The 25,813-nt window shown below is 75.4% G+C and carries 21 protein-coding genes, 1 tRNA gene and 1 pseudogene; 18 read left to right on the top strand and 5 right to left on the bottom strand.

Annotated features, from left to right (window positions below; translation table 11 throughout):
- Positions 1-35: 35 nt before the first annotated feature.
- Positions 36-365 carry a tetratricopeptide repeat protein gene (locus QOZ86_RS12510; RefSeq protein WP_284492297.1) on the top strand — a complete coding sequence of 110 codons (330 nt, stop codon included), beginning with the start codon at positions 36-38 and terminating at the stop codon, positions 363-365.
- Between the two features lie 123 nt (positions 366-488).
- The gene (locus QOZ86_RS12505) at positions 489-992 is read left to right on the top strand and encodes an FKBP-type peptidyl-prolyl cis-trans isomerase (RefSeq protein WP_284492296.1); all 504 of its coding nucleotides are present in this window, start codon (positions 489-491) and stop codon (positions 990-992) included.
- A gap of 342 nt (positions 993-1,334) precedes the next feature.
- On the opposite strand, the gene QOZ86_RS12500 is transcribed toward QOZ86_RS12505, so the two are convergent.
- Positions 1,335-1,886: a histidine phosphatase family protein gene (locus QOZ86_RS12500; RefSeq protein WP_284492295.1), complete on the bottom strand. Its 552-nt coding sequence runs from the start codon at positions 1,884-1,886 to the stop codon at positions 1,335-1,337.
- 68 nt (positions 1,887-1,954) lie between these two features.
- On the opposite strand from QOZ86_RS12500, the gene QOZ86_RS12495 reads away from it, so the two are divergent.
- Positions 1,955-2,731, top strand: a complete 777-nt coding sequence (locus QOZ86_RS12495; protein ID WP_284492294.1) for a Fic family protein — start codon at positions 1,955-1,957, stop codon at positions 2,729-2,731.
- 19 nt (positions 2,732-2,750) lie between these two features.
- On the opposite strand, the gene QOZ86_RS12490 is transcribed toward QOZ86_RS12495, so the two are convergent.
- A complete protein-coding gene (locus tag QOZ86_RS12490; RefSeq protein ID WP_284492293.1) occupies positions 2,751-3,590 on the bottom strand; it encodes an HAD family hydrolase in 840 nt (279 codons plus the stop codon).
- 126 nt (positions 3,591-3,716) lie between these two features.
- Here QOZ86_RS12490 and ssd point away from each other — a divergent pair, with 126 nt between their 5' ends.
- The 7 genes and pseudogenes from ssd to QOZ86_RS21200 form a co-directional block, all read left to right on the top strand.
- The gene (gene ssd / locus QOZ86_RS12485) at positions 3,717-4,799 is read left to right on the top strand and encodes a septum site-determining protein Ssd (RefSeq protein ID WP_284492292.1); all 1,083 of its coding nucleotides are present in this window, start codon (positions 3,717-3,719) and stop codon (positions 4,797-4,799) included.
- The gene (locus tag QOZ86_RS12480) at positions 4,796-5,935 is read left to right on the top strand and encodes a TadA family conjugal transfer-associated ATPase (RefSeq protein ID WP_284492291.1); all 1,140 of its coding nucleotides are present in this window, start codon (positions 4,796-4,798) and stop codon (positions 5,933-5,935) included. The genes ssd and QOZ86_RS12480 overlap by 4 nt, the downstream gene beginning before the upstream one ends.
- Complete coding sequence (locus QOZ86_RS12475; RefSeq protein WP_284492290.1) at positions 5,932-6,735, top strand: type II secretion system F family protein; 804 nt, start codon at positions 5,932-5,934, stop codon at positions 6,733-6,735. Before QOZ86_RS12480 ends, QOZ86_RS12475 begins: the two co-directional genes overlap by 4 nt.
- Positions 6,732-7,478: a type II secretion system F family protein gene (locus QOZ86_RS12470; protein WP_284492289.1), complete on the top strand. Its 747-nt coding sequence runs from the start codon at positions 6,732-6,734 to the stop codon at positions 7,476-7,478. The genes QOZ86_RS12475 and QOZ86_RS12470 overlap by 4 nt, the downstream gene beginning before the upstream one ends.
- A 115-nt stretch (positions 7,479-7,593) precedes the next feature.
- Positions 7,594-7,860, top strand: coding sequence for a DUF4244 domain-containing protein (locus QOZ86_RS12465; RefSeq protein WP_284492288.1), 267 nt, complete (start codon positions 7,594-7,596; stop codon positions 7,858-7,860).
- 4 nt (positions 7,861-7,864) lie between these two features.
- Positions 7,865-8,239 carry a TadE family type IV pilus minor pilin gene (locus QOZ86_RS12460; protein WP_284492287.1) on the top strand — a complete coding sequence of 125 codons (375 nt, stop codon included), beginning with the start codon at positions 7,865-7,867 and terminating at the stop codon, positions 8,237-8,239.
- Positions 8,236-8,571, top strand: a pseudogene (locus QOZ86_RS21200) (Rv3654c family TadE-like protein); the annotation flags it as partial. The gene QOZ86_RS12460 and the pseudogene QOZ86_RS21200, both read left to right, overlap by 4 nt.
- A gap of 44 nt (positions 8,572-8,615) precedes the next feature.
- On the opposite strand, the gene QOZ86_RS12455 reads toward QOZ86_RS21200, so the two are convergent.
- Entirely contained in the window at positions 8,616-11,105 is a 2,490-nt protein-coding gene (locus QOZ86_RS12455; protein ID WP_284492286.1) for a DEAD/DEAH box helicase, read from the bottom strand.
- Between the two features lie 429 nt (positions 11,106-11,534).
- Here QOZ86_RS12455 and QOZ86_RS12450 point away from each other — a divergent pair, with 429 nt between their 5' ends.
- The 3 genes from QOZ86_RS12450 (at position 11,535) to QOZ86_RS12440 (ending at position 17,244) form a co-directional block, all read left to right on the top strand.
- Positions 11,535-13,799, top strand: a complete 2,265-nt coding sequence (locus QOZ86_RS12450; RefSeq protein WP_284492285.1) for a sodium-translocating pyrophosphatase — start codon at positions 11,535-11,537, stop codon at positions 13,797-13,799.
- A 265-nt stretch (positions 13,800-14,064) separates the two neighbouring features.
- Complete coding sequence (gene topA, locus QOZ86_RS12445; protein WP_284492284.1) at positions 14,065-16,929, top strand: type I DNA topoisomerase; 2,865 nt, start codon at positions 14,065-14,067, stop codon at positions 16,927-16,929.
- A gap of 183 nt (positions 16,930-17,112) precedes the next feature.
- On the top strand, positions 17,113-17,244 hold the full coding sequence (locus QOZ86_RS12440) for a hypothetical protein (protein ID WP_284492283.1): 132 nt from the start codon (positions 17,113-17,115) through the stop codon (positions 17,242-17,244).
- A 4-nt stretch (positions 17,245-17,248) separates the two neighbouring features.
- On the opposite strand, the gene QOZ86_RS12435 is transcribed toward QOZ86_RS12440, so the two are convergent.
- Positions 17,249-18,076, bottom strand: coding sequence for a trans-aconitate 2-methyltransferase (locus QOZ86_RS12435; protein WP_284492282.1), 828 nt, complete (start codon positions 18,074-18,076; stop codon positions 17,249-17,251).
- A gap of 205 nt (positions 18,077-18,281) precedes the next feature.
- Here QOZ86_RS12435 and tmk point away from each other — a divergent pair, with 205 nt between their 5' ends.
- The 3 genes from tmk to QOZ86_RS12420 all read left to right on the top strand — a co-directional run bounded on the left by tmk (position 18,282) and on the right by QOZ86_RS12420 (position 21,939).
- Positions 18,282-20,531 (top strand): dTMP kinase, encoded by a 2,250-nt coding sequence (gene tmk, locus QOZ86_RS12430; protein ID WP_284492281.1) that lies wholly within the window; start codon positions 18,282-18,284, stop codon positions 20,529-20,531.
- Positions 20,528-21,727, top strand: coding sequence for a DNA polymerase III subunit delta' (locus QOZ86_RS12425; RefSeq protein WP_284492280.1), 1,200 nt, complete (start codon positions 20,528-20,530; stop codon positions 21,725-21,727). The genes tmk and QOZ86_RS12425 overlap by 4 nt, the downstream gene beginning before the upstream one ends.
- A 136-nt stretch (positions 21,728-21,863) precedes the next feature.
- A tRNA-Thr gene (locus QOZ86_RS12420) sits at positions 21,864-21,939 on the top strand.
- 633 nt (positions 21,940-22,572) lie between these two features.
- On the opposite strand, the gene QOZ86_RS12415 is transcribed toward QOZ86_RS12420, so the two are convergent.
- Complete coding sequence (locus tag QOZ86_RS12415) at positions 22,573-23,067, bottom strand: inorganic diphosphatase (protein WP_284492279.1); 495 nt, start codon at positions 23,065-23,067, stop codon at positions 22,573-22,575.
- 57 nt (positions 23,068-23,124) lie between these two features.
- On the opposite strand from QOZ86_RS12415, the gene dacB reads away from it, so the two are divergent.
- Positions 23,125-24,552 (top strand): D-alanyl-D-alanine carboxypeptidase/D-alanyl-D-alanine endopeptidase, encoded by a 1,428-nt coding sequence (gene dacB, locus QOZ86_RS12410; RefSeq protein ID WP_284492278.1) that lies wholly within the window; start codon positions 23,125-23,127, stop codon positions 24,550-24,552.
- 167 nt (positions 24,553-24,719) lie between these two features.
- On the top strand, positions 24,720-25,808 hold the full coding sequence (locus QOZ86_RS12405) for a zinc-dependent metalloprotease (RefSeq protein WP_284492277.1): 1,089 nt from the start codon (positions 24,720-24,722) through the stop codon (positions 25,806-25,808).
- Positions 25,809-25,813: the final 5 nt, after the last annotated feature.

Below are 25,813 nucleotides of genomic sequence, written 5' to 3'. Positions count from 1 at the left end.
GGAAGCGGCCGGGCCGGGGCTGCGTTGCACCGGCCATGACCCAGCCGAACGAGTGCGACCTGCACTCGGAGTTCCTCCGGGCCGACCTCTTCCTGAACATGGGTCAGCCCGCCGAGGCCGCGCGCATCCTGCAGCCCCTCGTCGACGCGGAGCCGCGCAACGAGGCGGCGCTGGAGCTGCTGGCCCGGGCCTACTACGGCTCGGCGCAGCTCGGTCCGGCCGAGGAATCGCTCGCCCGGCTGGTCGAGCTCGCGCCGAGCAACGGGTGGGCCCGACGTGCGCTCGCCCGCACGCTCGAGCGGCAGAGCCGGGGTGCCGAGGCGGTCGTGCACCACCGGATGGCCGACGCCCTCGGCGCGGCCTGAGCCGGCCCGACCGCTCTGGGACGATGGGCAGGGCGCCGAACGCGCCCTGCCTGCACCCCGGCGGCAAGCGCCGTCCCGGCTCGCCGGACCCGATCCGAGAACTGCTGCTCCTCTGGAGGCCCCATGTCCCGCCGCACCGTCCCCGGCGCGCTCCTCGCGCTCACCCTCGCCCTGAGCGCCTGCGGGGGTGGCGAGGAGGAGCCCACGCCCCCAGCGGCGGCCGAGGTCGCCGAGGAGATCTCGACCGACCTGTCCCAGGCGCCCGACGTCCCGCCGACGGACGCCCCTGCGCCGGACGAGCTGGTGATCGAGGACGTCGTGGTCGGCGACGGGGCCGAGGCCGTGGAGGGCACGTCCGTCGCGGTCAAGTACGTCGGTGCGTTCTACGAGACGGGTGAGGAGTTCGACTCCTCCTGGAGCCGTGGGGCGGACGAGACGCTGCCGGTCACGATCGGCGCCGGGCAGGTGATCCCCGGCTTCGAGCAGGGGATCACCGGGATGCAGGTCGGCGGGCGGCGGGTGGTCACCATCCCCAGCGAGCTCGGCTACGGCGACGCCGACCGTGGCCCCATCCCCGGCGGCTCCACGCTGGTCTTCGTGATCGACCTCGTGGAGGTCAGCGGCTGACCTTCCGACGCCTCGGCGGCGCAGGCGTGCGCTCAGTAACGGCGCGCCTGGCCGGGGGTGTTCGCTGAACGCAGGCGGCGTCGTCCCGGCCGGCGTGGGCACTCCTGATCCATGAGCATTCTCGGCAAGCTGATGGGAACTGCGAGCGGCGCCGGCCGGGGCGCGGCACGAGGCGGACGGGCGGGCGGACGACCGGGCCGGGGGATGCCCCGGAGCGGCATGGGCCGGACGACCGCCCGCCGGGGCATGAGCCGTGGCCGTGGGGCCCCGGCGTCCCCGGGCGGTCTCGCCGGCATGCTCGGAGGCCTGCTCCGCCGCCGCTGAGCGACGTCCCGGGGGGCGTCACTCGCAGATCTCGAGCCGGGTCACCGTGCCGTTGTGCGGGGTGACCGCGGGCATCGCGTCGGGCCCGAGCCCGGCGGCGACCGCCTGGGCCGCGCGGATCGTGTCGCCGTGCGTCACCAGGGCGACGACGTCGGCCGGGGGCTCCGCGCACAGCTGGGTGAGGAACGCCGCGACCCGCGCGTGCAGCTCGGCCAGGCTCTCCCCGCCCTCGGCCGACCAGTGCGCGTCGGACCAGTCGACGACGTCCCACAGTTCCCGGGACGGCCGGCCCTCGAGGACGCCGTAGCCCTGCTCCCGCAACGCCGGGGTGGTGGTGAAGGGCAGGCCGGTGGCCCGGGCGCAGTGCTCCGCGGTCTGCACCGCGCGCAGCAGGTCGCTGGACAGCAGCGCCCCGGGACGGAGGCCGGCCAGCTCGGCGGCGGCCGCCTCCGCCTGGGTGTGCCCCAGCGGGGTCAGCGGCACGTGGGCCACCTGTCCCTGCATGCGGCCGGCGGCGTTCCACTCGCTCTGCCCGTGTCGCACGAGCAGCAGGGTGACGGGTCGGGTCATGGCAGGGACGCAGCGTAGGGCAGGGGCCTGCGGCGGAGCGGGTGGCCCCGCCTCGTACCGTCGTCGACGTGAGCACCCCCGTCCGCCCCGGCGCCGCGCGCCCCGCCGCCCCCGACCCGCTGGCCCCGCTGCTGGACCTGCCGGGGGTGCGGGAGGCCGCCGACGGCGCCCGGGCGGGCATCGACCGACTCCTGGGCCACCGGGTCCTGCGGCGGGAGTCGGCCGGCGTGAGCACCGAGTCGGCGCTGCGCGGGGCCCGCGCCTCGGCGGCGCTGGCGGGCGTCGACGTCCCGCTGGCCGAGCTGCGCGCGGGGTCGGTGACCGATCCGGTGGTGCAGGGGGCGCTGCGGGCCTCGGCGGCGCTCGGCTCCATGGTCGAGACCTGGCCGAAGGCGCCGGGGCAGGTGCTGGCCCGGCTGCACGTCCTGGCTGCGGCGGACCTCGCCGACCGCGCCGGGTTGGGGCGGCCGGCCGCGCACGCCGGCCCCCGGCTGGGCGGGCTGTTCTCCCTCGTCACCGGCGCGACCACGGTGCCCGCGGTGCTGGTCGCCGGGTTGGTGCACGGGGAACTGGCGGCGCTGGCCCCCTTCGGGGTCGCCGACGGCGTCGTCGCCCGGGCCGCCGCCCGGCTCACCGGGATCGCCCGCGGGCTGGACCCCAAGGCGGTGTCGGTGCCCGAGGTCGGGTTCATCGAGCTCGGCCGGGACGCCTATGCCGAGGCGCTGGCCGGATATGGCTCCGGTACGCCCGAGGGCGTCGCCGTGTGGCTCGTGCACTGCTGCCGCGCCACCGAGCACGGCGCCCTGGAGGGCCTGGCCGTCTGCGAGAGCCTGCTGCGGGGCTGACACTGGGGGAGCGGAGGGATCAGGCCCCGCGGCGGCGGCGCCGGCCCGGAGCCGGTGCCTCCGGAACCAGCCCGGCACGCACCGCCCGGTGCCGGGCGTACCAGGCCAGCCCGACGACGGCGGCGCCCACGCCCATGGCAGCGCCGGTGACGACCGGTGCGGGCGGCACCGAGAAGCGGGCCCGCATGCTCACCGGCCGCTCGAAGCGCCGCACCGGCCAGCCGCGCTGCAGGGCTGCCTTGCGCAGCCCCCGGTCGGGGTTCACCGCGGTCGGGTGGCCGACGGCCGAGAGCATCGGCAGGTCGGTGATCGAGTCGCTGTAGGCATAGCAGTCGGCCAGGTCGTACCCGCCCTCGGCGGCGAGCTGCCGCATCGCCTCGGCCTTGTTCTCGCCGTAGGCGTAGAAGTCGATCTCCCCGGTGTAGCGGCCGTCCACGGTGACCATCCGGGTGGCGACGACGCGGTCGACACCGAGCATCTCGCCGATCGGCTCCACCATCTCCGCGCCGCTGCTGGAGACGATGACGATCTCCCGGCCGGCCGCGCGGTGCTCCTCGACGAGGTCAGCGGCCTCCGCGTAGACCAGCGGATCGACGATCTCGTGCAGGGTCTCGCGGACGATCTCGTGCACCGTGGCGGCGTCCCAGCCGGTGACCATGGCGGTGAGCTGGGCCCGCAGCCGGTCCATCTGCTGCGCGTCGGCGCCGGCGAGGGAGAAGACGAACTGCGCGTAGGCAGTCTTGAGCACGGCACGGCGGTTGATCAGCCCACCGTTGAAGAACGGCCGGCCGAAGGCCAGGGTGCTGGACTTGGCGATGACCGTCTTGTCGAGGTCGAAAAATGCCGCGGCGCGGGACACGTCAGTCACTGTAGGTGTGTCGGCACGGTGTGACGTGGACCGCACACCGTCCACACCCGATGGGGTCATCCACAGTTCACCCCGCCTTCTGGCACTGTCTGCCGAACCTCCGGTGGGGTCGACCACGTGTCCGACTCCCTGCCGTCCACCCGGCCACCCCGTCCCCTGGTCGTCAGCTCCGACGAGGAGTTGCTCGACGAGCTGCTCCGGTTGCTGGCGGCCGTCGGCGCCGAGCCGGAGCTCTGCACCGGCGGGCCGGCGCTGCGCCGGGCGTACCGCGAGGCACCGCTGGTGCTGCTGGGCGCCGATGCGCTGGCCCTGGCCGCACCGCGGGCGCTGCCCCGCCGCCCGGGCGTGGTCGTCGTCTCGACCGCAGAGCTGCCTGCGGCGGAGTGGGCTGCCGCGGTGGAGGTCGGGGCCGAGCGGGTGGTGGTGCTCCCGGCGGACGAGGCCTGGCTGCTCCCTCGCGCAGCGGCCGCTGTCCGGATCCCGGCGGAGCACGGCCGGCTGGTCGCCGTGGGCGGTGCCTGCGGTGGAGCGGGCGCCAGCACGGTCGCCGCGGCGGTGGCCGCCGCCGCGGGGCCGGCGGTGCTCGTCGACGCGGACGGGTGGAGCGGCGGGCTCGACCTCCTCCTGGGCGCCGAGCTCACCGACGGGCTGCGCTGGCCGGAGCTCGCCGGTCTCCGCGGCCGGGTCGCGGGGGACGCCCTGCTGGCCGCGCTCCCCGAGGTGGCAGGCGGGCACCTGCTCTCGGCGGGCCGCGGGTCCGCCGAGCCGGTCCCCGAGGAGGCCCTGATCACCGTGGTGGAGGCGGCCCGGACGACCGGCCGGTGCGTGGTCGTCGACCTGCCCCGGCCCGGCTGCTGCGGCGTGGGCGGAGGGCCGCAGGCGGTGCTCGCCGACGCCGACCTCGCGCTCCTCGTCGTGCCCGCGCGCCTGCGGGCGGCCACGGCTGCGCGGCTGCTGGTGGCCGCCGACGGGCGGCCGTGGTCATCGGCGCGGCTGGTGGTCCGGTCGGTGCCCGGTGGGCTCACGGCCGAGGACGTCGCCGAGGTGGTGGGCCGGCCGGTCTTCACCGAACTGCCGCACGACCGCGGCGCGGTGGCGCGCGCCGAGCGCGGGGAGCCGCCGGGCACGGGAGCGCGGTCGCCGCTGGGAGCCCTGGCGCGACGGGTGCTGGCCGCGCTGTCCGGGGACGAGCACCGGTGACCGCGCCGTCACTGCTCGACCGGGTGCGGGTTCGGCTCGCCCTCGCCGACGAGGTGCCGTCGCGGGCGGGGGTCGCCGCGCTCGTGCGCCAGGAGGCGGGCGGACTGATCGGCGACGACGACGTGCTGCTCGCCGTCCGGAGCGCCGTCGACGAGCTGGCCGGGGCGGGGCCGCTCGAGCCGCTGCTGCGCCTGCCCGGGGTCACCGACGTGCTGGTCAACGGGCCGGGCCAGGTGTGGGTGGACCGCGGAGCCGGCCTCGAGCCGGCTCCGGGCGTCGGGTTCGCCGACGAGGAAGCCGTGCGGCGGCTGGCCGTGCGGTTGGCCGCGTCCGCCGGACGGCGGCTCGACGACGCCGCACCGTGGGTGGACGTCGGCCTGCCCGACGGGACGCGGTTGCACGCCGTCCTCCCGCCGGTGTCCGGCGGGGGCACCTGCATCTCGCTGCGGGTGCTGCGTCGGCGCGCGCACACGTTGGCCGACCTCGAGCGGTCGGGGACGCTGCCCGGGCAGAGCGGGGTGCTGCTGCGGGCGGTCGTCGCGCACCGGCTGGCCTTCCTCGTCACCGGGGGCACCGGCTCGGGGAAGACCACCCTGCTCACCGCCCTGCTCGGGGAGGTCGACCCGGCCGAGCGGCTGCTGTTGTGCGAGGACGCCGCCGAGCTCAGCCCGTCGCACCCGCACGTGGTCCGCCTGCTGACGCGGCCGCCGAACGTGGAGGGCGCCGGAGCGGTGGGCCTGCGCGACCTGGTGCGCCAGGCGCTGCGGATGCGCCCGGACCGGCTGGTGGTCGGGGAGGTGCGCGGCGCGGAGGTGGTGGACCTGCTGGCCGCGCTCAACACCGGGCACGACGGCGGGTGCGGCACCCTGCACGCCAACCGGTCCACCGAGGTACCGGCCCGGCTGGAGGCTCTCGGGGTCGCCGCGGGGATGGGGCGCGTCGCCGTGCACAGCCAGGCGGCGGCCGCCCTGCAGGTGGTGGTGCACGTGCGGCGGGCGGACGGCGGACGGCGCGTGGAGGAGATCGCCGTGGTGCGCCGGGAGGGTGACCTGGTCGTGGTGGAGGCGGGGTGGCGGGCCGACGGTGGCCCGTGCCCGGCCGGCGACGTGCTTCGTGCCCGCCTGGCCGGAACGTGACCGCGGCCCTGCTGGCGGCCGCCTGCGCCGCCGTCCTGTGGCCCGGCGGACGGTCGGGCGTGCACCGGCGGCTGCGGTCGGTCACCGGTGACGCCGCGAGCGGGGTGCAGGGACGGCCGGTCCACCTGCCGCTGCTGGCCGCGGTAGGTGCGGCCGGGACGGCTGCCCTCCTCAGCACCCCGCTGGTGGCCCTGCTCGCCGGCGGCAGCGCGGCGCTGGCCGCGCGGGCGTGGGCCTCCCACCGGGCGGACGCCGCCGCCGGGGTCCGGCTCGGGGCGCTGGCCGAGGCGCTCGGGGCGCTGGCCGCCGAGCTGCGGGCCGGGCGGGCGCTCGACGACGCAGCCCGCGGGGCCGCCGGCGCCTGTCCTGACCGGGAGTGCGGTGCCGCGCTGGCGCGTGCGGTCCGGGTGCCCGGTGCGGCGGGGACCGGCTGGGGCGATCCGCGTGCCGACGGCGACCGGCTGGCGGCCGAGCTCGCCCGGCTGTCGGCGGCCGTGGTGCTCAGCACCCGCACCGGCTGCTCGCTGGCCACCGTGGTCACCGCCGTCGAGGACGACCTGCGGGCCCGGCTCCGGCACCGGCGGGCGCTGCTCGTCGCGACCGCGGGCCCCCGCTCCAGCGCCCGGCTGCTGGCCGGGCTGCCGGTGCTCGGGTTGGCCATGGGCAGCGGGATCGGCGCCAGACCCTGGCAGGTGCTGACGGAGACCGGCCCCGGGCAGGCACTGCTCGTCGTGGGCGTGCTGCTGGAGATCGCCGGGATCGCCTGGACCGGTCGGCTGGTCCGGCGGATGGGGCGATGACGTCCGGGCCGTGGCTGCCCGTGCTGCTGCTGGCCGGAGCGGTCGTGGCGTGGGCCCCCGGGGCCGTCGTCGTCGGCGCCCGCGTGCGCCGGCTGGTGCGCGCAGGCCGGACCGCGCGGGCACCCGAGGAGCCGGCGCCCGGCCCGGCGAGCGAGCGGCGACGGCGGTGGCTGCTGAGCGGGGCCGCCGGGCTGGCCGCCGGCCTCCTGCTCGGGGGACTCCTCGGGCTGGCCACCGCCGCCGCGGTGTCCGTGGGGGTCGAGCGCCTGCTGCGGCGCGCCGACCCGGGCGAGGACGCCGCCGAGCAGGCCGCCCTCGCCCGCGACCTGCCGGCCACCTGCGACCTGCTCGCCGTCTGCCTGGCCGCGGGCCTGCCCGTCGCCGGCGCGCTGGCGGCCGTGGCCGATGCGGTGCCGGGGCCGCTGGGGCCGCGACTGCGGCACGTGGCCGCGCTCCAACGGCTGGGCGCCGAGCCGCGGCGGGCGTGGGCCGACGCACCTGCCGAGCTGGCCGGGCTGGGCCGTGCGCTGGTGCGGGCGGGGGAGTCCGGGGCGGCCGCGGTGCCGGCGCTGCGGGCGCTGGCGGCGGAGAGCCGGGCCGGATCCCGGGCGAACGCCGAGGCGGCGGTGCAGCGGGCCGGGATCTGGGTGCTGGCGCCGTTGGGGCTGTGCTTCCTGCCGGCGTTCGTCTGCCTCGGCGTGGTCCCGCTGGTGCTCGGCATCGCCGGCGACGTCTTCGGCTGATCGGTCCACAGCCGCCGGCGTCCTCCACAGATCGTCCGCGGCCCTCGGCCGGGTCCCGTCCGGCCAGCAGGCTCGGGGCACGGCCCCGCCGGGGCCTCGACCGAGGAGGAACTCCATGACCGCACCGCTGCCCGCTGCCGATCCCGCACCCGCAGGCCGGGCCGGCGAGCCCGTTGCCGAGCCTGTTCCGTGCGGTCCCCTGGCCCGTCGCCGGGCACGGCTCCAGACCGCGACGGAGGCGGGGATGAGCACCGCCGAGTACGCGGTCGGCACCGTGGCCGCCTGCGCCTTCGCCGCCGTCCTGTACCGCGTGGTCACCGGCGACTCGATCGTCACGGGGCTCACCGCGCTCGTGGACACGGCGCTCGCGACGCTGTCCTGAGCCCATGCGCCTGTTCGTGAGCAGGGATCGCGCCGAGGCCGGCATGGTCACCGCCGAGACCGCGGTCGTCCTGCCGGTGCTGCTGCTGGTCCTGGTCGGCGCGGTCGCCGCGGTGACGGTGGTGGGCGCTCAGCTGCGCTGTGTCGACGCCGCGCGCGAGGGCGCCCGGGCGGCGGCCCGTGGTGAGGACCTCGCCTCGGTCACCGCGTGGGCCGGCCGCGCGGCGCCCGACGGTGCGCGCACCACCGTGGTCACCGGTGCCGGCGAGGTCAGCGTGCGGGTGACCGCCGAGGTGGCCCCGCTCGGTCCGCTGCCCTGGCGGGTGACCGTGACCGCTGACGCGGTGGCGCTGCCGGAGCTGATCGGGGGACGCCCATGAGCCCCGACTCCCCGGAACGGGGATCCGCGACCGTGTGGGTGCTCGCGCTGTCCGCGGTGCTCGCGCTACTGGCCACGGCAGCCGTGCTCGTCGGAGTGGCGGCGGTGGCCCGCCACCGGGCCGCCGGCGCGGCCGACCTCGCCGCCCTGGCCGCCGCCGGACGCGCGGTGCTCGCTGATCCGAGCGTCTGCGCCGTGGCCGCCGACATCGCTGCCGCGAACGGCGCCGAGCTGAGCGGCTGCCGCGTGGTGGACGGGAGCGTCGTCGAGGTCACGACGCGGGTGACCGTGCGGCTGGGGCGCCTCGGCGTGCACACCGCCACCGGCCGGGCCCGCGCCGGGCCGGTGCCCGAGGCGGGCGGGGCCGAGCCCGGCGGTCAGAACACCAGGTCGGGCTCCGCGGCGGCCGGGGCCTCGTCCCCGGCGTCCACCATGCCGTCGTCGGCTGCGTCGGCTGCGTCGGATGATCCAGGGTCTCCGGCGTCGTCCCGGGCGGCCAGCTCGTCGAGGACGACGTCGAGCACCCGCACCGCCCCGGCCTTGTCCAGCGGGTCGTTGCCGTTGCCGCACTTGGGTGACTGCACGCACGACGGGCAGCCGCTCTCGCACTCGCAGCTGGCGACGGTGGCCCGCGTGGCCTGCAGCCAACGGCGCAGCGCCGCGTACCCGCGCTCGGCGAAACCGGCCCCGCCCGGATGACCGTCGTAGACGAAGACGGCCGCCGTGCCGGTGTCGGGGTGCACCGCGGTGGACAGGCCACCGAGGTCCCAGCGGTCGCAGGTGGCCAGCAACGGCAGGATGCCGATCGCCGCGTGCTCGGCTGCGTGCAGCGAGCCGGGCAGGGCGGCGTCGTCCACCTCGGCCCGTTGCACGGCGCGGTGGTCCAGCGTCAGCCACACCGCCCGCGTGCGCAGCTGGCGCGGCGGCAGGTCGAGCGGGAACTCGGCCAGCACCTCACCGGTGCCGAGCCGTCGCCGCTGGTAGGCGACCACCTGGTTGGTCACGTCGACGACGCCGGTGTGCGCGGTCACCGTGCCGAGCGGCCGGGTCTGCTCGATCGAGACGATCGCGAGGTCGGTGACGTCCCGGGCGACGGTCGTCCAGTCGGGGCTCTCCGGATGCACGACGGCGCACGCGTCCTCGACGTCGTACTCGTCGACGACGAAGGTGTCGCCGCGGTGCACGTAGAGCGCGCCCTCGTGCACGGTCGCGTGCGCGGCGCCGCCGTCGACGGTGCCCAGCAGCCGCCCGGTTCCTGCCTCGCTGATCGCGACCGGCTCGTCGCCGCTGCCGCGGATGTCGACGTCGGGACGCCCGCGTCCCGCCCAGTACCAGCCGGTCGGCCGGTGCCGCAGCTGACCGGCGCTCACGAGCTCCTCGAGCTGCGCCTCGGCCACCGGACCGCCGAAGTCGGCGAGGTCGGCCGGCGTCAGCGGCAGCTCGGCCGCAGCGCAGCACAGCTGCGGGCCGAGGACGTAGGGGTTCGCCGGATCGGTGACGGTGGCCTCGATCGGTCGGCCGAACACGGCCCGCGGATGGTGCGCCAGGTAGTGGTCCAGCGGGTCGTCGCGGGCCACGAAGACGACCAGGGACTCGCGCTGCGCCCGGCCGGCCCGGCCGGCCTGCTGCCACAGCGAGGCCAGCGTCCCCGGGTAACCGGCCAGGACGACGGCGTCCAGCCCCGCGATGTCGATGCCGAGCTCGAGGGCGTTGGTCGTGGCGACGCCGAGCAGGTCGCCCGCCGAGAGCGCCCGCTCCAGCTCGCGCCGTTCCTCCGGCAGGTAGCCGCCGCGGTAGGAGTCGACCCGGCGCACCAGGTCGGCCCGCCCCCGTTCGGCGAGGATCCGCCGGGCCTGCTCCGCGACGGATTCGGCGCTGCGCCGGGAGCGGACGAACGCCAGTGTCCGCGCGCCCCGCTCCACGAGGTCGGCCAGCAGGCCTGCGGCGTCCGCGGCGGCCGACCGGCGCAGCGGTGCGCCGTGCTCGCCGGTGCGCTCGGTCAGCGGTGGCTCCCACAGGGCGAACGTGGCCCCGGGGCGCGGCGAGCCGTCGTCGGTGACCGCGACGACGCCCGTGCCGACGAGCCGGGTGGCGGCGGCCGCCGGGTCGGCGACCGTGGCCGAGGCCAGCACGAACACCGGGTCGGCCCCGTACCGGCGGCAGATCCGGCGGAGCCGGCGCAGCACGTGGCCGACGTGCGAACCGAACACGCCGCGGTAGGCGTGGCACTCGTCGATGACCACGTAGGCCACCCGTCGCAGCGTGCTCGACCAGCGCTGGTGGGCCGGCAGGATCCCGCGGTGCAGCATGTCGGGGTTGGTGACGATCCAGCGGGAGTGCCGCCGGACCCAGTCGCGCTCCTCGGCGGGGGTGTCGCCGTCGTAGGCGGCCGGCCGCACCGACGGATCGGCCAGCGCCGCAACGGAGGCGAGCTGGTCGCGCGCCAGTGCCTTGGTCGGTGCCAGGTACAGGACGCAGGCGCGCGGGTCCTCGGCCAGCGTCGTCAGGGCGGGGAGCTGGTAGGCCAGCGACTTGCCCGACGCCGTGCCGGTGGCCACCACCACGTGCCGGCCCTCGCGGGCCAGCTGCGCCGCCGCCACCTGGTGCTGCCACGGGGCGCCGACGCCGCGGGCCGCCAGCCGCTCGCGCAGCGCGGGGTCGACCCACTCGGGCCAGTCGGCGGTCCGGCTCGGGCGCACCGGCAGGTGGTGCACGTGGGTGACCGGCTGCTCCTCCTCCGGCGTCGCGGCGAGGACGGCCGCAAGGAGCTCGCCGCCGGGCGGCACCGGCCGGGCAGGATCCCCACCTCCGAGACCGTCGTCCGTGCCGGGAGGGGGAGCCGGCCGGACCGGGTGGAGCGTGGTCACGCGATCTCCTCGCTGGCGCTCGTCGCCCGCGAGCCCACGGGTGCTGTCTCTCTGGGTGACCTCGCGAGCTCGGTCACCGTCCCACTGTCACACCTCCTGGCAAGGCGCCGCCTCCAGGAGGTGTGGCCCCGGACGGTCTGGCTCTGAGTGCCGTGGCACTCAGAGCCAGACCGTCTGGGGAAAGGGGGCGGCTACTGCAGGTCAGGGGGACGGGAACCGCACGCCGACCAGCGTGCCCGGGCGGCGACCAGGGAGCTCGACACGGCTCACCGAGCACGGGAGGGCGCGAGACCACTACCAGAAGTGTGATCTCCCTTACACTTCGCCCCGTTCCGGGGCTGGTCAGCCCAGGCCGGTGCCGGAACGCCGACCTCCGCCGTACCGGGGAGCACGGCGCCCCCCGGACGGCCGCCGACGCCTGGAGGACTCATGCCCGACAGCTCCCTGTCCGGCGGGGAGATGGCGCTGGTCGCCGTCATCCTCGTCATCTCGCTCGCCGCCCTCGTGTTCGCCGGCTATCTGGTGCGGGCCGTCACGGCCGCGGACCAGGGCACGGAGAAGATGCAGGAGATCGCCCGCGCAGTGCAGGAAGGGGCGGCGGCCTTCCTCCGGCGTCAGTTCCGCACCCTCGCGGTGTTCGCGGTCCTCGTCTTCCTGGTGCTGCTGGTCCTCCCGGTCGCCGACGGCGGCTGGGGCACGCGCATCGGGCGGGCGCTGTTCTTCCTCGTCGGCGCGGTGTTCTCGGCCGCCGTCGGCTTCATCGGCATGACGCTGGCCACCCGCGGCAACGTGCGGGTCGCCGCCGCGGCACGGGACGGCGGGTACCAGCCGGCCTTCCGGATCGCGTACCGCACCGGTGGCGTCTGCGGGATGATCACGGTCGGCCTGGGCCTGTTCGGGGCGGCGCTGGCGCTGCTGCTGTACGACGAGACCGCGCCGGTGGTCCTGGAGGGGTTCGGCTTCGGCGGCGCCCTGCTGGCGATGTTCATGCGGGTCGGCGGCGGGATCTTCACCAAGGCCGCCGACGTGGGCGCCGACCTGGTCGGGAAGGTCGAGGCCGGCATTCCCGAGGACGACCCGCGCAACGCCGCGACCATCGCCGACAACGTGGGGGACAACGTCGGCGACTGCGCCGGCATGGCCGCGGATCTCTTCGAGTCCTACGCCGTGACGCTGGTGGCCGCGCTCATCCTCGGGCAGGTCTTCTTCGGCTCCGTGGGCATGGTCTTCCCGCTGGTGGTGGCCGCGATCGGGGTGATCGCCTCGATCGCCGGCATCCTGGCCACCAGGCCCGGCGAGCGGGACAGCAGCGGGCTGGCCCCGATCAACCGGGGCTTCTTCGTCTCCGCGGCGGTCGCGCTGCTGCTGGTCGCGGTCGCCTCCTTCACGGTGCTGCCCGGTACCGGCACCGGCGTCGACCTCCCGGTCAGCCTGCCGGTGCTCGGCTTCGGAGCCGTGCTCGTCGGCGTCGTCCTCGCCGCGGCCATCCAGCAGCTCACCGGCTACTTCACCGAGACCAGCCGCAAGCCGGTCCAGGACGTCGGCCGCAGCTCGCTCACCGGGCCGGCCACCGTCATCCTCTCGGGCATCTCGCTGGGCCTGGAGTCCGCCGTCTACGCCGCGCTGCTCATCGGCGGTGCGGTCTACGGCGCGTTCCTCATCGGCGGCGGCGCCGCCCTCTACGCCGTCGCGCTGGCGGGATGCGGTCTGCTCACCACCGCCGGCGTCATCGTCTCCATGGACACCTTCGGCCCGGTCAGCGACAACGCCCAGGGCATCGCCGAGATGTCCGGCGACATCGACGGCGACGGCGCCCGGGTGCTCACCGATCTCGACGCCGTCGGCAACACCACCAAGGCGATCACCAAGGGCATCGCGATCGCGACCGCCGTCCTCGCCGCCACGGCGCTCTTCGGCTCCTACAACGCCCAGGTCGCGGTCGCGCTCGAGGAGGCGGGCGCCACGCTCGGCGACGCGTTCAGCCTGGTCAACCCGAACAACGTGGTGGGGGCGGTGCTCGGGGCCGCGGTGGTCTTCCTCTTCTCCGGGCTGGCCATCAGCGCGGTCTCCCGCGCGGCCGGGCGGGTCGTGTTCGAGGTGCGCGAGCAGTTCCGCACCCACCCCGGGATCATGACCTTCACCGAGCGTCCCGACTACGGCGCCGTCGTCGACATCTGCACCAAGGACTCGCTGCGCGAGCTGGCCACGCCGGGCCTGCTCGCCGTCCTCGCCCCGGTGGCCGTGGGCTTCGGGCTGGGCATCGGGCCGCTGGCCGCCTACCTGGTGGGCGCCATCGCAGCGGGCACGCTCATGGCGGTCTTCCTCGCCAACTCCGGCGGCGCCTGGGACAACGCCAAGAAGATGGTGGAGGACGGCGCGTACGGCGGGAAGGGCAGCGAGGCGCACGCGGCGACCGTCATCGGCGACACCGTGGGCGACCCGTTCAAGGACACCGCCGGGCCGGCGATCAACCCGCTGATCAAGGTGATGAACCTGGTGGCGCTGCTGATCGCGCCCGCCGTCGTGAGCCTGTCGGTGGGGGAGGACGCCAGCACCGGGCTGCGCCTGGGGATCGCGCTGGCCGCGGTCGCCGTCGTGGTGGCGGCCGTCGTGGTGTCCAAGCGACGGTCGGTGGTGGTCGGCGAGGTCACCGGCACACCCACCGACGCCACGCTCACCGCCAGCGCTCCCTGACCGGTCGGTCCGACACCGCACCCGACCCTTTCGCGGGACCCCTCTTCCGTCCCCGGGAACACGGCCGCAGCATCCGCGTTGGTCGGGGTGACGGCACGCCCACGAAGGGTCGCCCCCGGCGCCCTGGTGCCGGGGTGGCTTACCGTGGCCCGCCGAGGGGCGTTCTGCGGTGGCGCCCGCCCCGTCCCGGACCCCTGGGGCCGACGCACCAGGGCGACCCGTACGCCGCGACCGCACCACCTCAGCACCACCCGACAGGAGTCCCGTGCCCACGAAGACCACGCAGCCCGCAGCCGAGAGCGACCCGACGACCGACGGGGCGGCCAAGAAGCCCGCCCGCCGGGGGTCGGCCGCGTCCGACGGCAGGCCGCTGGTCATCGTCGAGTCGCCGACCAAGGCCAACAAGATCGCCGGGTACCTGGGCAGCGGCTACGTCGTCGAGGCCAGCGTCGGGCACATCCGCGACCTGCCGCGCAACGCCGCCGACGTCCCGGCCGAGCACAAGGGTGCGGCGTGGGCGCGGCTCGGCGTCGACGTCGACAACTCATTCGAGCCGCTCTACGTGGTCAGCCCCGACCGCAAGCAGCAGGTGACCCGGCTCAAGCAGCTGGTCAAGAACGCCAGCGAGGTCTACCTCGCCACAGATGAGGACCGGGAGGGCGAGGCCATCGCCTGGCACCTGGTCGACACGCTCAAGCCGCGGGTCCCGGTGCGCCGGATGGTGTTCCACGAGATCACCCCCGAGGCGATCGCCCGCGCCGTGGCCAACCCCCGTGAGCTCGACACCGCGCTGGTCGACGCCCAGGAGACCCGCCGAATCCTCGACCGGCTCTACGGCTACGAGGTCAGCCCGGTCCTCTGGAAGAAGGTCCTGCCGAAGCTCTCGGCCGGCCGCGTCCAGTCGGTGGCCACCCGGATCGTCGTCGAGCGCGAACGGGAGCGGATGGCCTTCCACTCGGCCGACTACTGGTCGCTGGAGGGCACCTTCGCCGTCCCCGGCCGCGCCGCCGGCGCCGACGAGGGCGAGCCCACCACCGTCCGCGCCAAGCTGGTCAGCGTCGACGACAGCCGGGTCGCCACCGGCAAGGACTTCGACGCCGCCACCGGCCGCGTCAGCGGTGACGTCGTCCACCTCGACGAGGCCGGCGCCCGCGGTCTGGCCGCCCGGCTCGAGGGCCGCCAGGTGGCGGTCAGCCGGGTCGACGAGAAGCCCTACCGTCGTCGTCCGTACGCCCCGTTCACCACCTCCACGCTGCAGATGGAGGCCGGTCGCAAGCTCGGCTGGTCCTCCGCGCAGACCATGCGGGTAGCCCAGCGGCTGTACGAGAACGGCCACATCACCTACATGCGCACCGACTCGACGAACCTGTCGCAGGAGGCGATCAACGCCGCCCGCCAGCAGGCCCGCGAGCTGTACGGCGACGCCTACGTGCCGGCCGAGGCCCGCCGCTACGCGAAGAAGGCCAAGGGCGCCCAGGAGGCGCACGAGGCCATCCGTCCCGCCGGTGACAGCTTCCGGACCCCCGGCCAGCTCGCCTCGGGCCTGGCGCGCGACGAGTTCCGGCTCTACGAGCTGATCTGGCAGCGCACCGTCGCCTCCCAGATGGCCGACGCCGTCGGGCAGACCGTCAGCGTCCGGCTGGCCGGCCGCAGCACCACCGACGAGGCGGTCGAGTTCACCGCGTCGGGGCGCACCATCACCTTCCCCGGCTTCCTGCGCGCCTACGTCGAGTCCCGCGACGAGGGCGCCCAGAAGGACGGCGACGACGACCACGGCAGCGACGACGCCGAGCGCCGACTGCCCCGCCTCGAGCGCGGCCAGCAGCTGGACACCCGGTCGCTGGACGCCAAGGGGCACACCACCCAGCCGCCGTCCCGGTACACCGAGCCCAGCCTGGTCGCGCGGCTCGAGGAACTCGGGATCGGCCGGCCCTCGACCTTCGCGTCGATCATGCAGACCATCCAGGACCGCGGCTACGTCTGGAAGAAGGGCAACGCCCTCGTCCCGTCCTTCGTGGCGTTCGCCGTGGTCAACCTGCTGGAGCAGTACTTCGCCCAGCTCGTCGACTACCAGTTCACCGCCTCCCTCGAGGAGGAGCTGGACGAGATCGCCGGCGGCAGCCTGCAGCGGGTCACCTGGCTGACCGAGTTCTACTTCGGCGGCGAGGGACGGCACGCCGGCGCCATTGCGCAGTCCGGTGGCCTCAAGCACGTGATCGGCCAGCGGCTGGAGGAGATCGATGCCCGCGGCATCAACTCGATCCCGCTGCGCGCCACCGACCCCGAGGGGCGCCCGGTCGTGGTCCGCGTCGGCCGGTACGGCCCGTACCTGCAGGTCGACGGCGAGGAAGGCGCTCGGGTCAGCATCCCCGAGGACCTCGCGCCCGACGAGCTGATCACCGAGAAGGTCCGCGAGCTGCTCGCCGCCCCGTCGAGCGACCGCGAGCTGGGCACCGACCCGGAGTCCGGCCACCCGGTGGTCGTGAAGGCCGGCCGCTACGGGCCCTACATCACCACCGTCGTCCCCGAGGGCAGCAAGGACGCCCCGCGGACGGCGAGCCTGTTCTCCTCCATGTCGCCGGAGACGGTCACCATCGACGACGCGCTGAAGCTGCTCACGCTGCCGCGCACGGTCGGGACCACGCCGGAGGGTGATGAGATCCAGGCGCTCAACGGCCGGTACGGGCCCTACCTGAAGAAGGGCACCGACTCGCGCTCGCTGGAGAGCGAGGACCGGCTGTTCGCCGTCACCCTCGACGAGGCGCTGGCGATCTTCGCCCAGCCCAAGCAGCGCGGCCGCGCGGCTGCCAAGGCCCCGCTCAAGGAGCTGGGCCCGGACCCGGTCACCCAGGGGCAGGTCACCGTGCGCGAGGGCCGGTTCGGCCCGTACGTGACCGACGGCGAGACGAACGCCAGCCTGCGCAAGGGCGACGAGATCGAGTCGATCACCATCGAGCGGGCGGCCGAGCTGCTGGCCGACCGCCGGGCGCGCGGGCCGGCGACCAAGAAGAAGGCCGCGAAGAAGACGACGGCGAAGAAGGCGGCGGCGGCGAAGAAGACGACCGCGAAGAAGGCGACCGCCAAGAAGACGGCGACGAAGGCAGCGGCCGGCACCGTCACCGCGGGCTGATCCGGTGCCCCGGCCGGAGGAGGACGCGCTGCGGTCCCGGGCGCGCTCGTTCGGGGTGGTCGCGGCCGGCTACGCCGCGCTCCGCCCGACCTACCCGGCCGAGGCCGTCGCCTTCCTCCTCGGCCGGGGCCGGCCGCTGGACGTGCTCGACGTCGGCGCCGGAACCGCAGCTACGTGGCGGTCATGGACGATGCCCGCCGCGAGGAGTTCCTGGGGGAGGTCCGGCAGCTGCTGGCCGGCCACCCCGGCACGCGGGGGCGCCCGGAGGTCGAGCTGCCCTACCGCACCCATGCCTACCGGCTCACCCCTCGCTGAGCGGTCAGGTGGGACGGGAGCCGACGGCGAAGACGCGCCGGAAGGGCAGCAGCGTCGTGCCGTCGGGGCGGGCGGGGTAGGCGGCCCGGAGCGCGGCGGCGTAGGCAGCGGTGAACCGGGCGGCGGCGGCGTCGTCCAGCCGGGCGAGCACCGGGCGGAGCACCGTCGACCGCACCCACGTCAGCACCGGATCCGAGCCGGTGAGGAAGTGCAGGTAGGTCGTCTCCCACACGTCCACGGAGAGCCCTGCCGCCGCCAGCACGTCGGCGTACCCGGCCGGCTCGAGGACCGTGTCGGGCCGCGGTGCGGCCTGGGCGAGCCGGTCGGCCCACTCCGGGGAGCGGCACAGGTCGGCGAGCAGCGCGTGGGTGGGGGCGCGGAAGTTCCCGGGCACCTGGACGGCGAGCCACCCGCCGGGCGGCAGGCTCGCGGCCCAGCGCGCCAGCAGCTGCGGATGCCCGGGCACCCAGTGCAGGACGGCGTTGCTGACGAGGACGTCGACCGGCCCGTCCGGTGTCCACTCACGCACGTCGCCGGCCTCGAAGGTGACCCGGCCCGGCACGGCGGAGGACGCCGCGGCAGCGAGCATGTCGGGGGAGGAGTCGACACCGGTGACGGCCGCACCCGGCCACCGGCGCGCCAGCGACGCGGTCAGCGAGCCCTCGCCGCAGCCGAGGTCCACGATCCTGCAGGGCGACTCCGCGGACACCCGCGCGAGCAGATCCGTGAACGGCCTGGCCCGCTCTCCGGCGAACCGGAGATAGGTGTCCGGCTGCCAGTCGCCCGGCGAACTCTGGGCGGCCGGGCGAGTCGCATCGTCGGGTGGTGCCATCGCCCCCGACCCTAGCCCCGGGACACCGTGGTACGGAACCGGCGGTAGCCGCTTCCTCCTTCCGGGCGGCAGGTCGGGGGAAATCGTCCGGGCGGCCCGGTACCGTGGCCTCCGCCGGGGCCGGCTCCGCCCCGCCGTCCATCGACCCAGGGAGCTCGCGATTCCGGCCGACCAGACCTCACCGGCACCCTCGCCCGACGAGGCGGTGACGGCTGCGCCGGTCGAGGAGGACGCCGCACCCGGCGACGGTATGCCGCCCGCCGGCACTCCGGTGCCGCCGGACGCCGGAGTGCCGCTGGCCGATGCCGGCGAGGCCGACACGTCCGGGCAGGGCGAAGGTGCGGGTGCGGTGGGTTCGGTCGCCAAGATCCGCGCGGTGCTGCGAGTCCGCGACTTCCGGAAGCTCTGGCTGTCGATGTCGCTGTCCAGCTTCGGCGACTGGCTGGGCCTGCTGGCGATCACCGCGATGGCCGCGTCGATGGTCGAGGGGTTCGCGGCGTCGAACTTCGCCCTGGGCGGGGTGCTGCTGTTCCGCCTGCTGCCGGCGATCGTGCTCGGTCCGCTGGCCGGTGCGTTCGCCGACCGGTTCGACCGGCGCAGGACCATGGTGGTCACCGACATCATCCGGTTCGGCCTCTTCGCGTCGATCCCGATCGTCGACAACCTGGTGTGGCTGTTCATCGCCCAGTTCGTCATCGAGGCGTTCAGCCTGTTCTGGATCCCGGCGAAGGACGCCGCCGTCCCGAACATGCTGCGCAAGGACCAGCTGGAGCCGGCGAACCAGCTCTCCCTGATCACCACCTACGGCCTCACGCCGGTGCTCGCGGCGATCGTCTTCGCCCTTCTCGCGGTCATCGGTGGGGAACTGGCGTGGGTCGACGAGGTCGACCTCGCCCTCTACGTCAACGCCCTGACCTTCCTCGTCGCCGCGGTGGTCATCTGGAACCTGCCCTCGATCAGCGGGCGCCGGGCCGCCGGCGCCGTGGTGCAGCAGGAGAACTTCCTGGGTTCCCTGAAGGACGGCTTCTCCTTCGCCGGGCACACCCCGCTGGTGCGGGGGCTGGTCGTCGGCATCACCGGCGCCTTCGTGGCCGCCGGTGCGATCATCGCGACCGGCCAGTTCTACGTGCAGGCCCTGGGCGGCGGCGACGCTGCGTACGGCCTGCTCTTCGGCGCCGTCTTCGTCGGCCTCGGCCTGGGCATCGGCGTCGGGCCCAGCATCGCCCGCGACCTCGCCCGCGAGCGGGTGTTCGGGGTGGCCATCGTCTTCGCCGGCATCGCCGTCCTGCTGCTGTCGGCGTCGCCGACCCTGTGGATCTCGCTGGTGCTCGTCGTCCTCATGGGCTTCTTCGCCGGCATGGCCTACCTGGCCGGGTTCACCCTGCTCGGGACGGAGGTCGAGGACGAGATCCGCGGCCGGACGTTCGCCATCGTGCAGTCGCTCGTGCGGGCCGCGCTGATCCTGTCGCTGGGGCTCGTGCCGTTCGGGGTCGGCCTGATCGGGCAGCACGAGGTGGACCTCGGCGCCGTCGCGGTGTCTCTCTCCGGCGAGCGGGTGATGCTGTTCGCGGCGGGCCTGCTGGCGGTCGGGGTGGGGTTGCTGGCCTACCGGCAGATGGACGACGGGCGGCCGGTACCGCTGCTGGCCGACGTCGTGACGGCGCTGCGGCGGGACACCACCGCCCGGCGCCGGCTGGCCAGGGGTGGGGTGCTCATCGCCTTCGAGGGCGGAGAGGGTGCCGGCAAGTCCACCCAGGTGCGCCGCCTGCAGGAGTGGCTCGCCGACGAGGGCCTGGTCGCGCGCACGTCCTTCGAGCCCGGTGCGACGCCCGCGGGGGCAGGCATCCGGTCCATCGTGCTCGACAAGGCGCACGCGGGCATGGCCCCGCGGGCGGAGGCGCTGCTCTACGCCGCCGACCGAGCCCAGCACGTGCACGACGTGCTCCGGCCGGCGCTGGACGCCGGCGAGGTCGTCATCACCGACCGGTTCATCGACAGCTCGCTGGCCTACCAGGGGGCCGGCCGCACGATCCCGCTCGACGACGTCCGCATGCTCTCCCGCTGGGCGGCCCAGGGGCTGCAGCCGGATCTGACCATCCTGCTCGACCTGCCGCCGGAGGTCGGGCTGGCGCGGGCCCGCGGACGGGCCGCCGCCGACCGGCTGGAATCCGAGTCGCTCGACTTCCACCAGCGGGTCCGGCAGACCTTCCGCGCCCTGGCCGAATCCGACCCCGACCGGTACCTGGTCCTGGACGCGCGGCAGTCTCCCGACGAGATCGCGGCCGCGGTCCGCATGCGGGTCGCCCAGTTCCTCTCCGGCCTGCCGCTGCAGACCCTCGCGCATCCGGTCGAGCCGGCCGAGATCGCCGCCCGGATGCGGCACGACGGACGACCGGAGTCGGCGCCCCACCACCCGCACGCGCAGACCGGCGCCACCCCCCAGCTGCACCCGTGAGCGCACCGGTGACGGCGCCCACGGAGGGCGTCTGGACCCAGCTGGTCGGCCAGCCGGCCGTCGAGGCCGAGCTGCGGGCGGCGATCACCGACCCGACGGCGATGACGCACGCCTGGCTGTTCACCGGTCCTCCCGGTTCGGGCCGTTCGGTGGCCGCGCGCGCCTTCGCTGCCGCGCTGCAGTGCCCGGCCGGCGGCGACGGCACCTGTCACGAGTGCCGCACGGTGCTCGCCGGCACGCACGCCGACGTGCACGTCGTCGTCCCCGACGGGCTGTCGATCGGCGCGGAGGAGGCCAGGAGCCTGATCCGGGTGGCCGGCCGGGCGCCGTCGGGCGGGCGCTGGCAGGTCGTCGTCGTGGAGGATGCCGACCGGATGACCGAGTCGGCGGCCAACGCCATCCTCAAGATGATCGAGGAGCCGCCGCCACGGACGGTCTTCCTCCTGTGCGCCCCGAGCCTGCACCCCGACGACGTGCCGGTCACCATCCGGTCCCGGTGCCGGGTGATCGGCCTGCGCACCCCGCCGGTCGATGCGATCGCCGATGTCCTGGTCCGCCGCGACGGCATCGATCCGGCGCTGGCCGCCTGGTCGGCGGCCGCGTCCGGCGGGCACGTCGGCCGGGCCCGGCGGCTGGCCCGGGACGAGGAGGCGCGCCTGGCCCGCAAGGCGGTGCTCGACGTCCCGCTGCGGCTGGTCTCGCTGGCCGCCTGTCTCGACGCCGCCGACGACCTGGTCGGGTCCGCGAAGGAGGAGACCGACGCGGCGACCGAGGCCCTCGACGGCTCCGAGACCGATGCGCTGAAGGTCAGCCTGGGCGTGGGGGCCCGCGGGCCCGGCGTCGCCGCGGCCACCCGGGGCGGTGCCGGCCAGCTCAAGGAGCTCGAGCGCCGGCAGAAGTCCCGGGCCACCCGCATCGGCCGCGATTCACTGGACCGCGCGCTGGTCGACCTCGCCGGCCTCTACCGCGACGCGCTGGTGCTCGACGTAGCGCAGTCGTCCCCCGCCCACCCCGCGCCGGCGCTCAACCATCCCGACCGCCGGGCCGACGCCGAGGAGCTCGCCCGCCGGATCGGGGCAGAGGGGGCGCTGCGCCGCATCGACGCGATCCTCGGCTGCCGCCAGGCGCTGGAGCGCAACGTGAAGCCGCAGGTCGCGCTGGAGGCGCTCGTCGTGGCGCTGCGGCTGCCCGCCTGAAGAAGCCCGTCGACTGTCGGGCTCTCGCAGTCTCCGGCGCACCGACACAGCCGCCGGCCGACATTCGACGGGGCGGCGAGCCGCCCGCCCCTGCGCAAACCCGGCGGCGCCGTGTCGTAGGCTGTGCGGGCAGTTCGCCGCCTTAGCTCAGTCGGTAGAGCATCTCACTCGTAATGAGAAGGTCGTCGGTTCGATTCCGACAGGCGGCTCCACGCAGCAGCGGGCTCGTTCGGGATGACGGGCCCGGTGTTCCGCTCCCGGCTCCACCGGCCCGCCGGGACTGTGGATCGGCGAAGCGGCGCTCGCCCCACGCAAATCGGGTCTCCGGTACCCAGTCCTCCAGGGCGTCGGCCAGGCGCTCGGCGAGTCGGTCGGACCCCCAGCGCTCTTCTTCCTCCCAGGAGGCGCTGCTCAGCAACAGGCCGAACCAGTCGTCCCGGGCGGCGATCACCTCGACCCAGATCTCGCCGGCCACTCCGCTGCCCTGCCGGTACACGCGGACGGCGGTGAGCTCGTCGTACCGCACGATGCTCCGGACGATCGGCTCGACCACGTCCCGCCGCAACCGGCACAGGTCCTCGTCGTCGGCGTCGGTCGCCGACGGCGGGGGCGCGGGGACCGGCTCGCCGGAGGAGAGGGCCAGGAGGCTGGCGTAGGCGTGGTCCTCCTCAGCGGCCATGCGGGCACCGTAGGCCGTGACCGGCCGACCGGCACGCGGGGACGGCTGACGGCGGCGCGCCTCGGAGAGGTGTGCCGCCGTCGGTGCGCTCGGCGCCCGGTCCGAAGGCCCTCCCGCAGGGTTCCGTCGCGAGCGTGCGAGCGGTGGGGGGCAGGAGGGTCCTTTCTCAGTGGTGCGGAGAAGCTTCCTTGGCGCGCTCGATCGAGGCCAGGATCTCGGCCTCGGCCGCCTCGCGGCCGACCCACTCGGCGCCCTCGACCGACTTGCCCGGCTCGAGGTCCTTGTAGGTCTCGAAGAAGTGCTGGATCTCCAGGCGGTCGAACTCCGACACGTCCTCGATCTCCTTGAGGTGCGCCACCCGCGGGTCGGTCGCCGGCACGCAGAGGACCTTGTCGTCCCCTCCGGCCTCGTCGGTCATGCGGAACATGCCGATGGCCCGGCAGGTGACCAGGCATCCGGGGAACGTCGGCTCCTCAAGGATCACCAGGGCGTCGAGCGGGTCGCTGTCCATGCCCAGGGTGTTCTCGATGTAGCCGTAGTCCGCCGGATAGCGGGTGGAGGTGAACAGCATCCGGTCCAAGCGGATGCGTCCGGTCTCATGGTCCAGCTCGTACTTGTTCCGCTGGCCCTTCGGAATTTCTACCGTCACGTCGAACTGCACGAACGTAGTGTGGCCCACGGGGGCCGATCAGGTCGGCGCAGGCCCCCTTTCCGGGGGGTGGACAGCATCTCGTCGAGCGGATCGACGGTCGTCACGGCCAACTACGGGCGCTTCCGGCGCCGCATCGCGCTGGCCGCCGTGGCACTCGTCGTGCTCCTCGTCGGCGGCGGCATCGGCCTCGGTGTGCTGCTCGGCACCGACGCCGGTGGCACCGGCGACGCGGTCGCCGTCACCGACGCGGAGCTGCCACAGCTCGGCGAGGCCGAGCCGGTCCTCGCCGCCCTCTCCACCGACGCCCCCGCCCCCGATCCCGACGTGCTGTCGGCCCTCCTGACCCCGATCGTCACGGGCCCCGCGCTGGGGCCCGGCACCACGGCACAGGTCGTCGACGTCGCCACCGGCCAGGTGCTGTTCGAGCGGGACGCCGCCGCGCCCCTGACCCCCGCGTCCACCGTGAAGCTGCTCACCGCCGCCGCCGCGCTGACCACCCTCGACCCCGCAACCAGGCTGGAGACCCGCGTGGTCAGCGGGGCCGCCCCGGGCGAGGTGGTGCTGGTGGGTGGCGGCGACCCGACGCTGTCCCGGACCGACCCGTCGCAGACCTACCCGGGCGCGGCGACCATGGCCGACCTCGCCACCCAGGTGGTCGCCGCGCTGCCCGCCGGCACGCCGGTGACCCGCGTGGTCGTGGACAGCTCGCTGTACGGCGGCCCGCTGACCGCCTCCGGCTGGGGCCCGGGCGACGCCCCGTCCAGCTATGCCGCCCCGATCACCGCGACCGCCGTCGACGGCGCACGGGTCAGCCCCGGGGCGGTGGCACGCAGCGGCCAACCCGGTCTCGACGCCGGTGCTGCGCTCGCCGACGCTCTCGGCGCTCCGGGGGCCACCGTCGTGCTCGGCCAGGCGCCTCCCGACGCGGAGGTGCTCGGCACCGTGCAGTCGGCGCCGGTGTACCGGCTGGTGGAGCAGGCCCTGTCGATGTCGGACAACGTGCTCGCCGAGGCGCTGGCCCGGCAGGTGGCGCTCGCGCGGGGCGAAGCGGCCACCTTCGAAGGGGCCGCGCAGGCGGTCGTCGACGCGCTGGAGGAAGCCGGGCTGGACGTCTCCGGCGTCACCCTCGCCGACGGCAGCGGGCTCGCCCGCGAGAACGTGCTGACCGCCGAGGTGCTGACGGAGCTGATCAGCGGGGCAGCCGACGGCAGCCTCGGCAACGTCTCGGGGTTGCTCGCCGGCCTGCCGGTGGCCGGGTACGACGGCACGCTCGCCGACCGTGGCGACGACGACCCCGCGACCGCGCCCGGCACCGTGCGCGCCAAGACCGGGACCCTGCTGGGCGTGCACGCGCTCGCGGGCACCGTCGTCACCGCCGACGGGCGGCTCCTGGCGTTCGCGGTCGTGGCCGACGAGACCACCGCCAGCGAAGCGGCGGCGGAAGCCGCGCTCGACCAGTTCGCCGCCACCCTCGCCGCCTGCGGCTGCCGCTGAGCAAGGACCCCCAGAAGGACCCCGTCCTCCTCACCGCTCGCACGCTCGCGGCGAGCCTCTGGACGGGGCCGGAGCACGCGGGAGGGTCGCCCTGCTCGCGTACGGTGAGCTGCGATGTGTTCTCCAGCGTGGCGCAGCCACTCCGCTCCTGCACCGGAGGTGGGTCGATGAGCAGCGCCTCCTCGATGGTCGACTGGGACCTCGCCGGACGAACGGCCCGCCGCCTGGTGAACGCCGGCCCGCAGACCACGCGGGAGGAGGCCGCCGCCGTCGTCGCCGAGCTGCACGAGGCCGCCGCCACGGCGGTGGCGCACGTCGAGGAGCTCACCGGCCTGCGCCCGGTGCCCGGTGGGGCGGTGCCAGAGGTCGTCGTCGTCGACCGTCCTGGCTGGGCGGACGCCAACGCCCGCGGCATGGCCGCACTCCTCGACCCCCTGGTCGAGAAGCTGGCCGAGCGGCAGGAAGCCCGGCCGGGGGCGCTGGCCACCGCCATCGGCTCCCGCGCCACCGGCCTCCAGGCCGGTGGCCTGCTGGCCTTCCTCTCCTCCCGGGTGCTCGGCCAGTACGAGATCTTCGGCACCGGTGGCCGGCTGCTGCTGGTGGCGCCGAACATCGTCGCCACCGAGCGGAAGCTGGGCGTGGACCCCTCGGACTTCCGGCTCTGGGTCTGCCTGCACGAGGTCACCCACCAGCTCCAGTTCACCGGGGTTCCTTGGCTGGCCGACTACGTCGAGACGCAGATCGCGGAGTTCGTGGCGGCCACCGATCTGAGCCCCGACGTGCTGCGGGAGCGCCTGCAGGACGTGCTGCGCGGCGTCGCCGACGCCGTGCGGGGCGGCGATGGGGACGGCGAGGCCGAAGGCCTGATGGCGTTGGTGCGCGACCCCCGGCAGCGGGCGGTGCTCGACCGCGTCACGGCGGTGATGAGCCTGGTCGAGGGGCACGCCGAGTACGTGATGGACGGCGTCGGCCCGGACGTCGTGCCGTCGGTGCGCACGCTGCGCAAACGATTCGCCCAGCGCCGCAAGGGCCGCGGCCCGATCGACCGGGTGCTCCGCCGGCTGCTGGGGCTCGAGCAGAAGATGAAGCAGTACGCGGACGGCCGGCACTTCGTCGGCGGCGTCGTGGAGCTCGCCGGCATGGAGGGGTTCAACCGGGTCTGGCAGGGGCCGGAGAACCTGCCGCTCATCGACGAGCTCACCGCCCCCGACCGGTGGGTGGAGCGGGTGCTCGGTCGCCCGGCACTTCCCGCCTGACGGCC

This window comes from Blastococcus capsensis, from assembly GCF_030165005.1.
GTDB lineage: Bacteria > Actinomycetota > Actinomycetes > Mycobacteriales > Geodermatophilaceae > Blastococcus > Blastococcus capsensis.
This window is presented reverse-complemented; position numbering and strand designations above follow the sequence as displayed.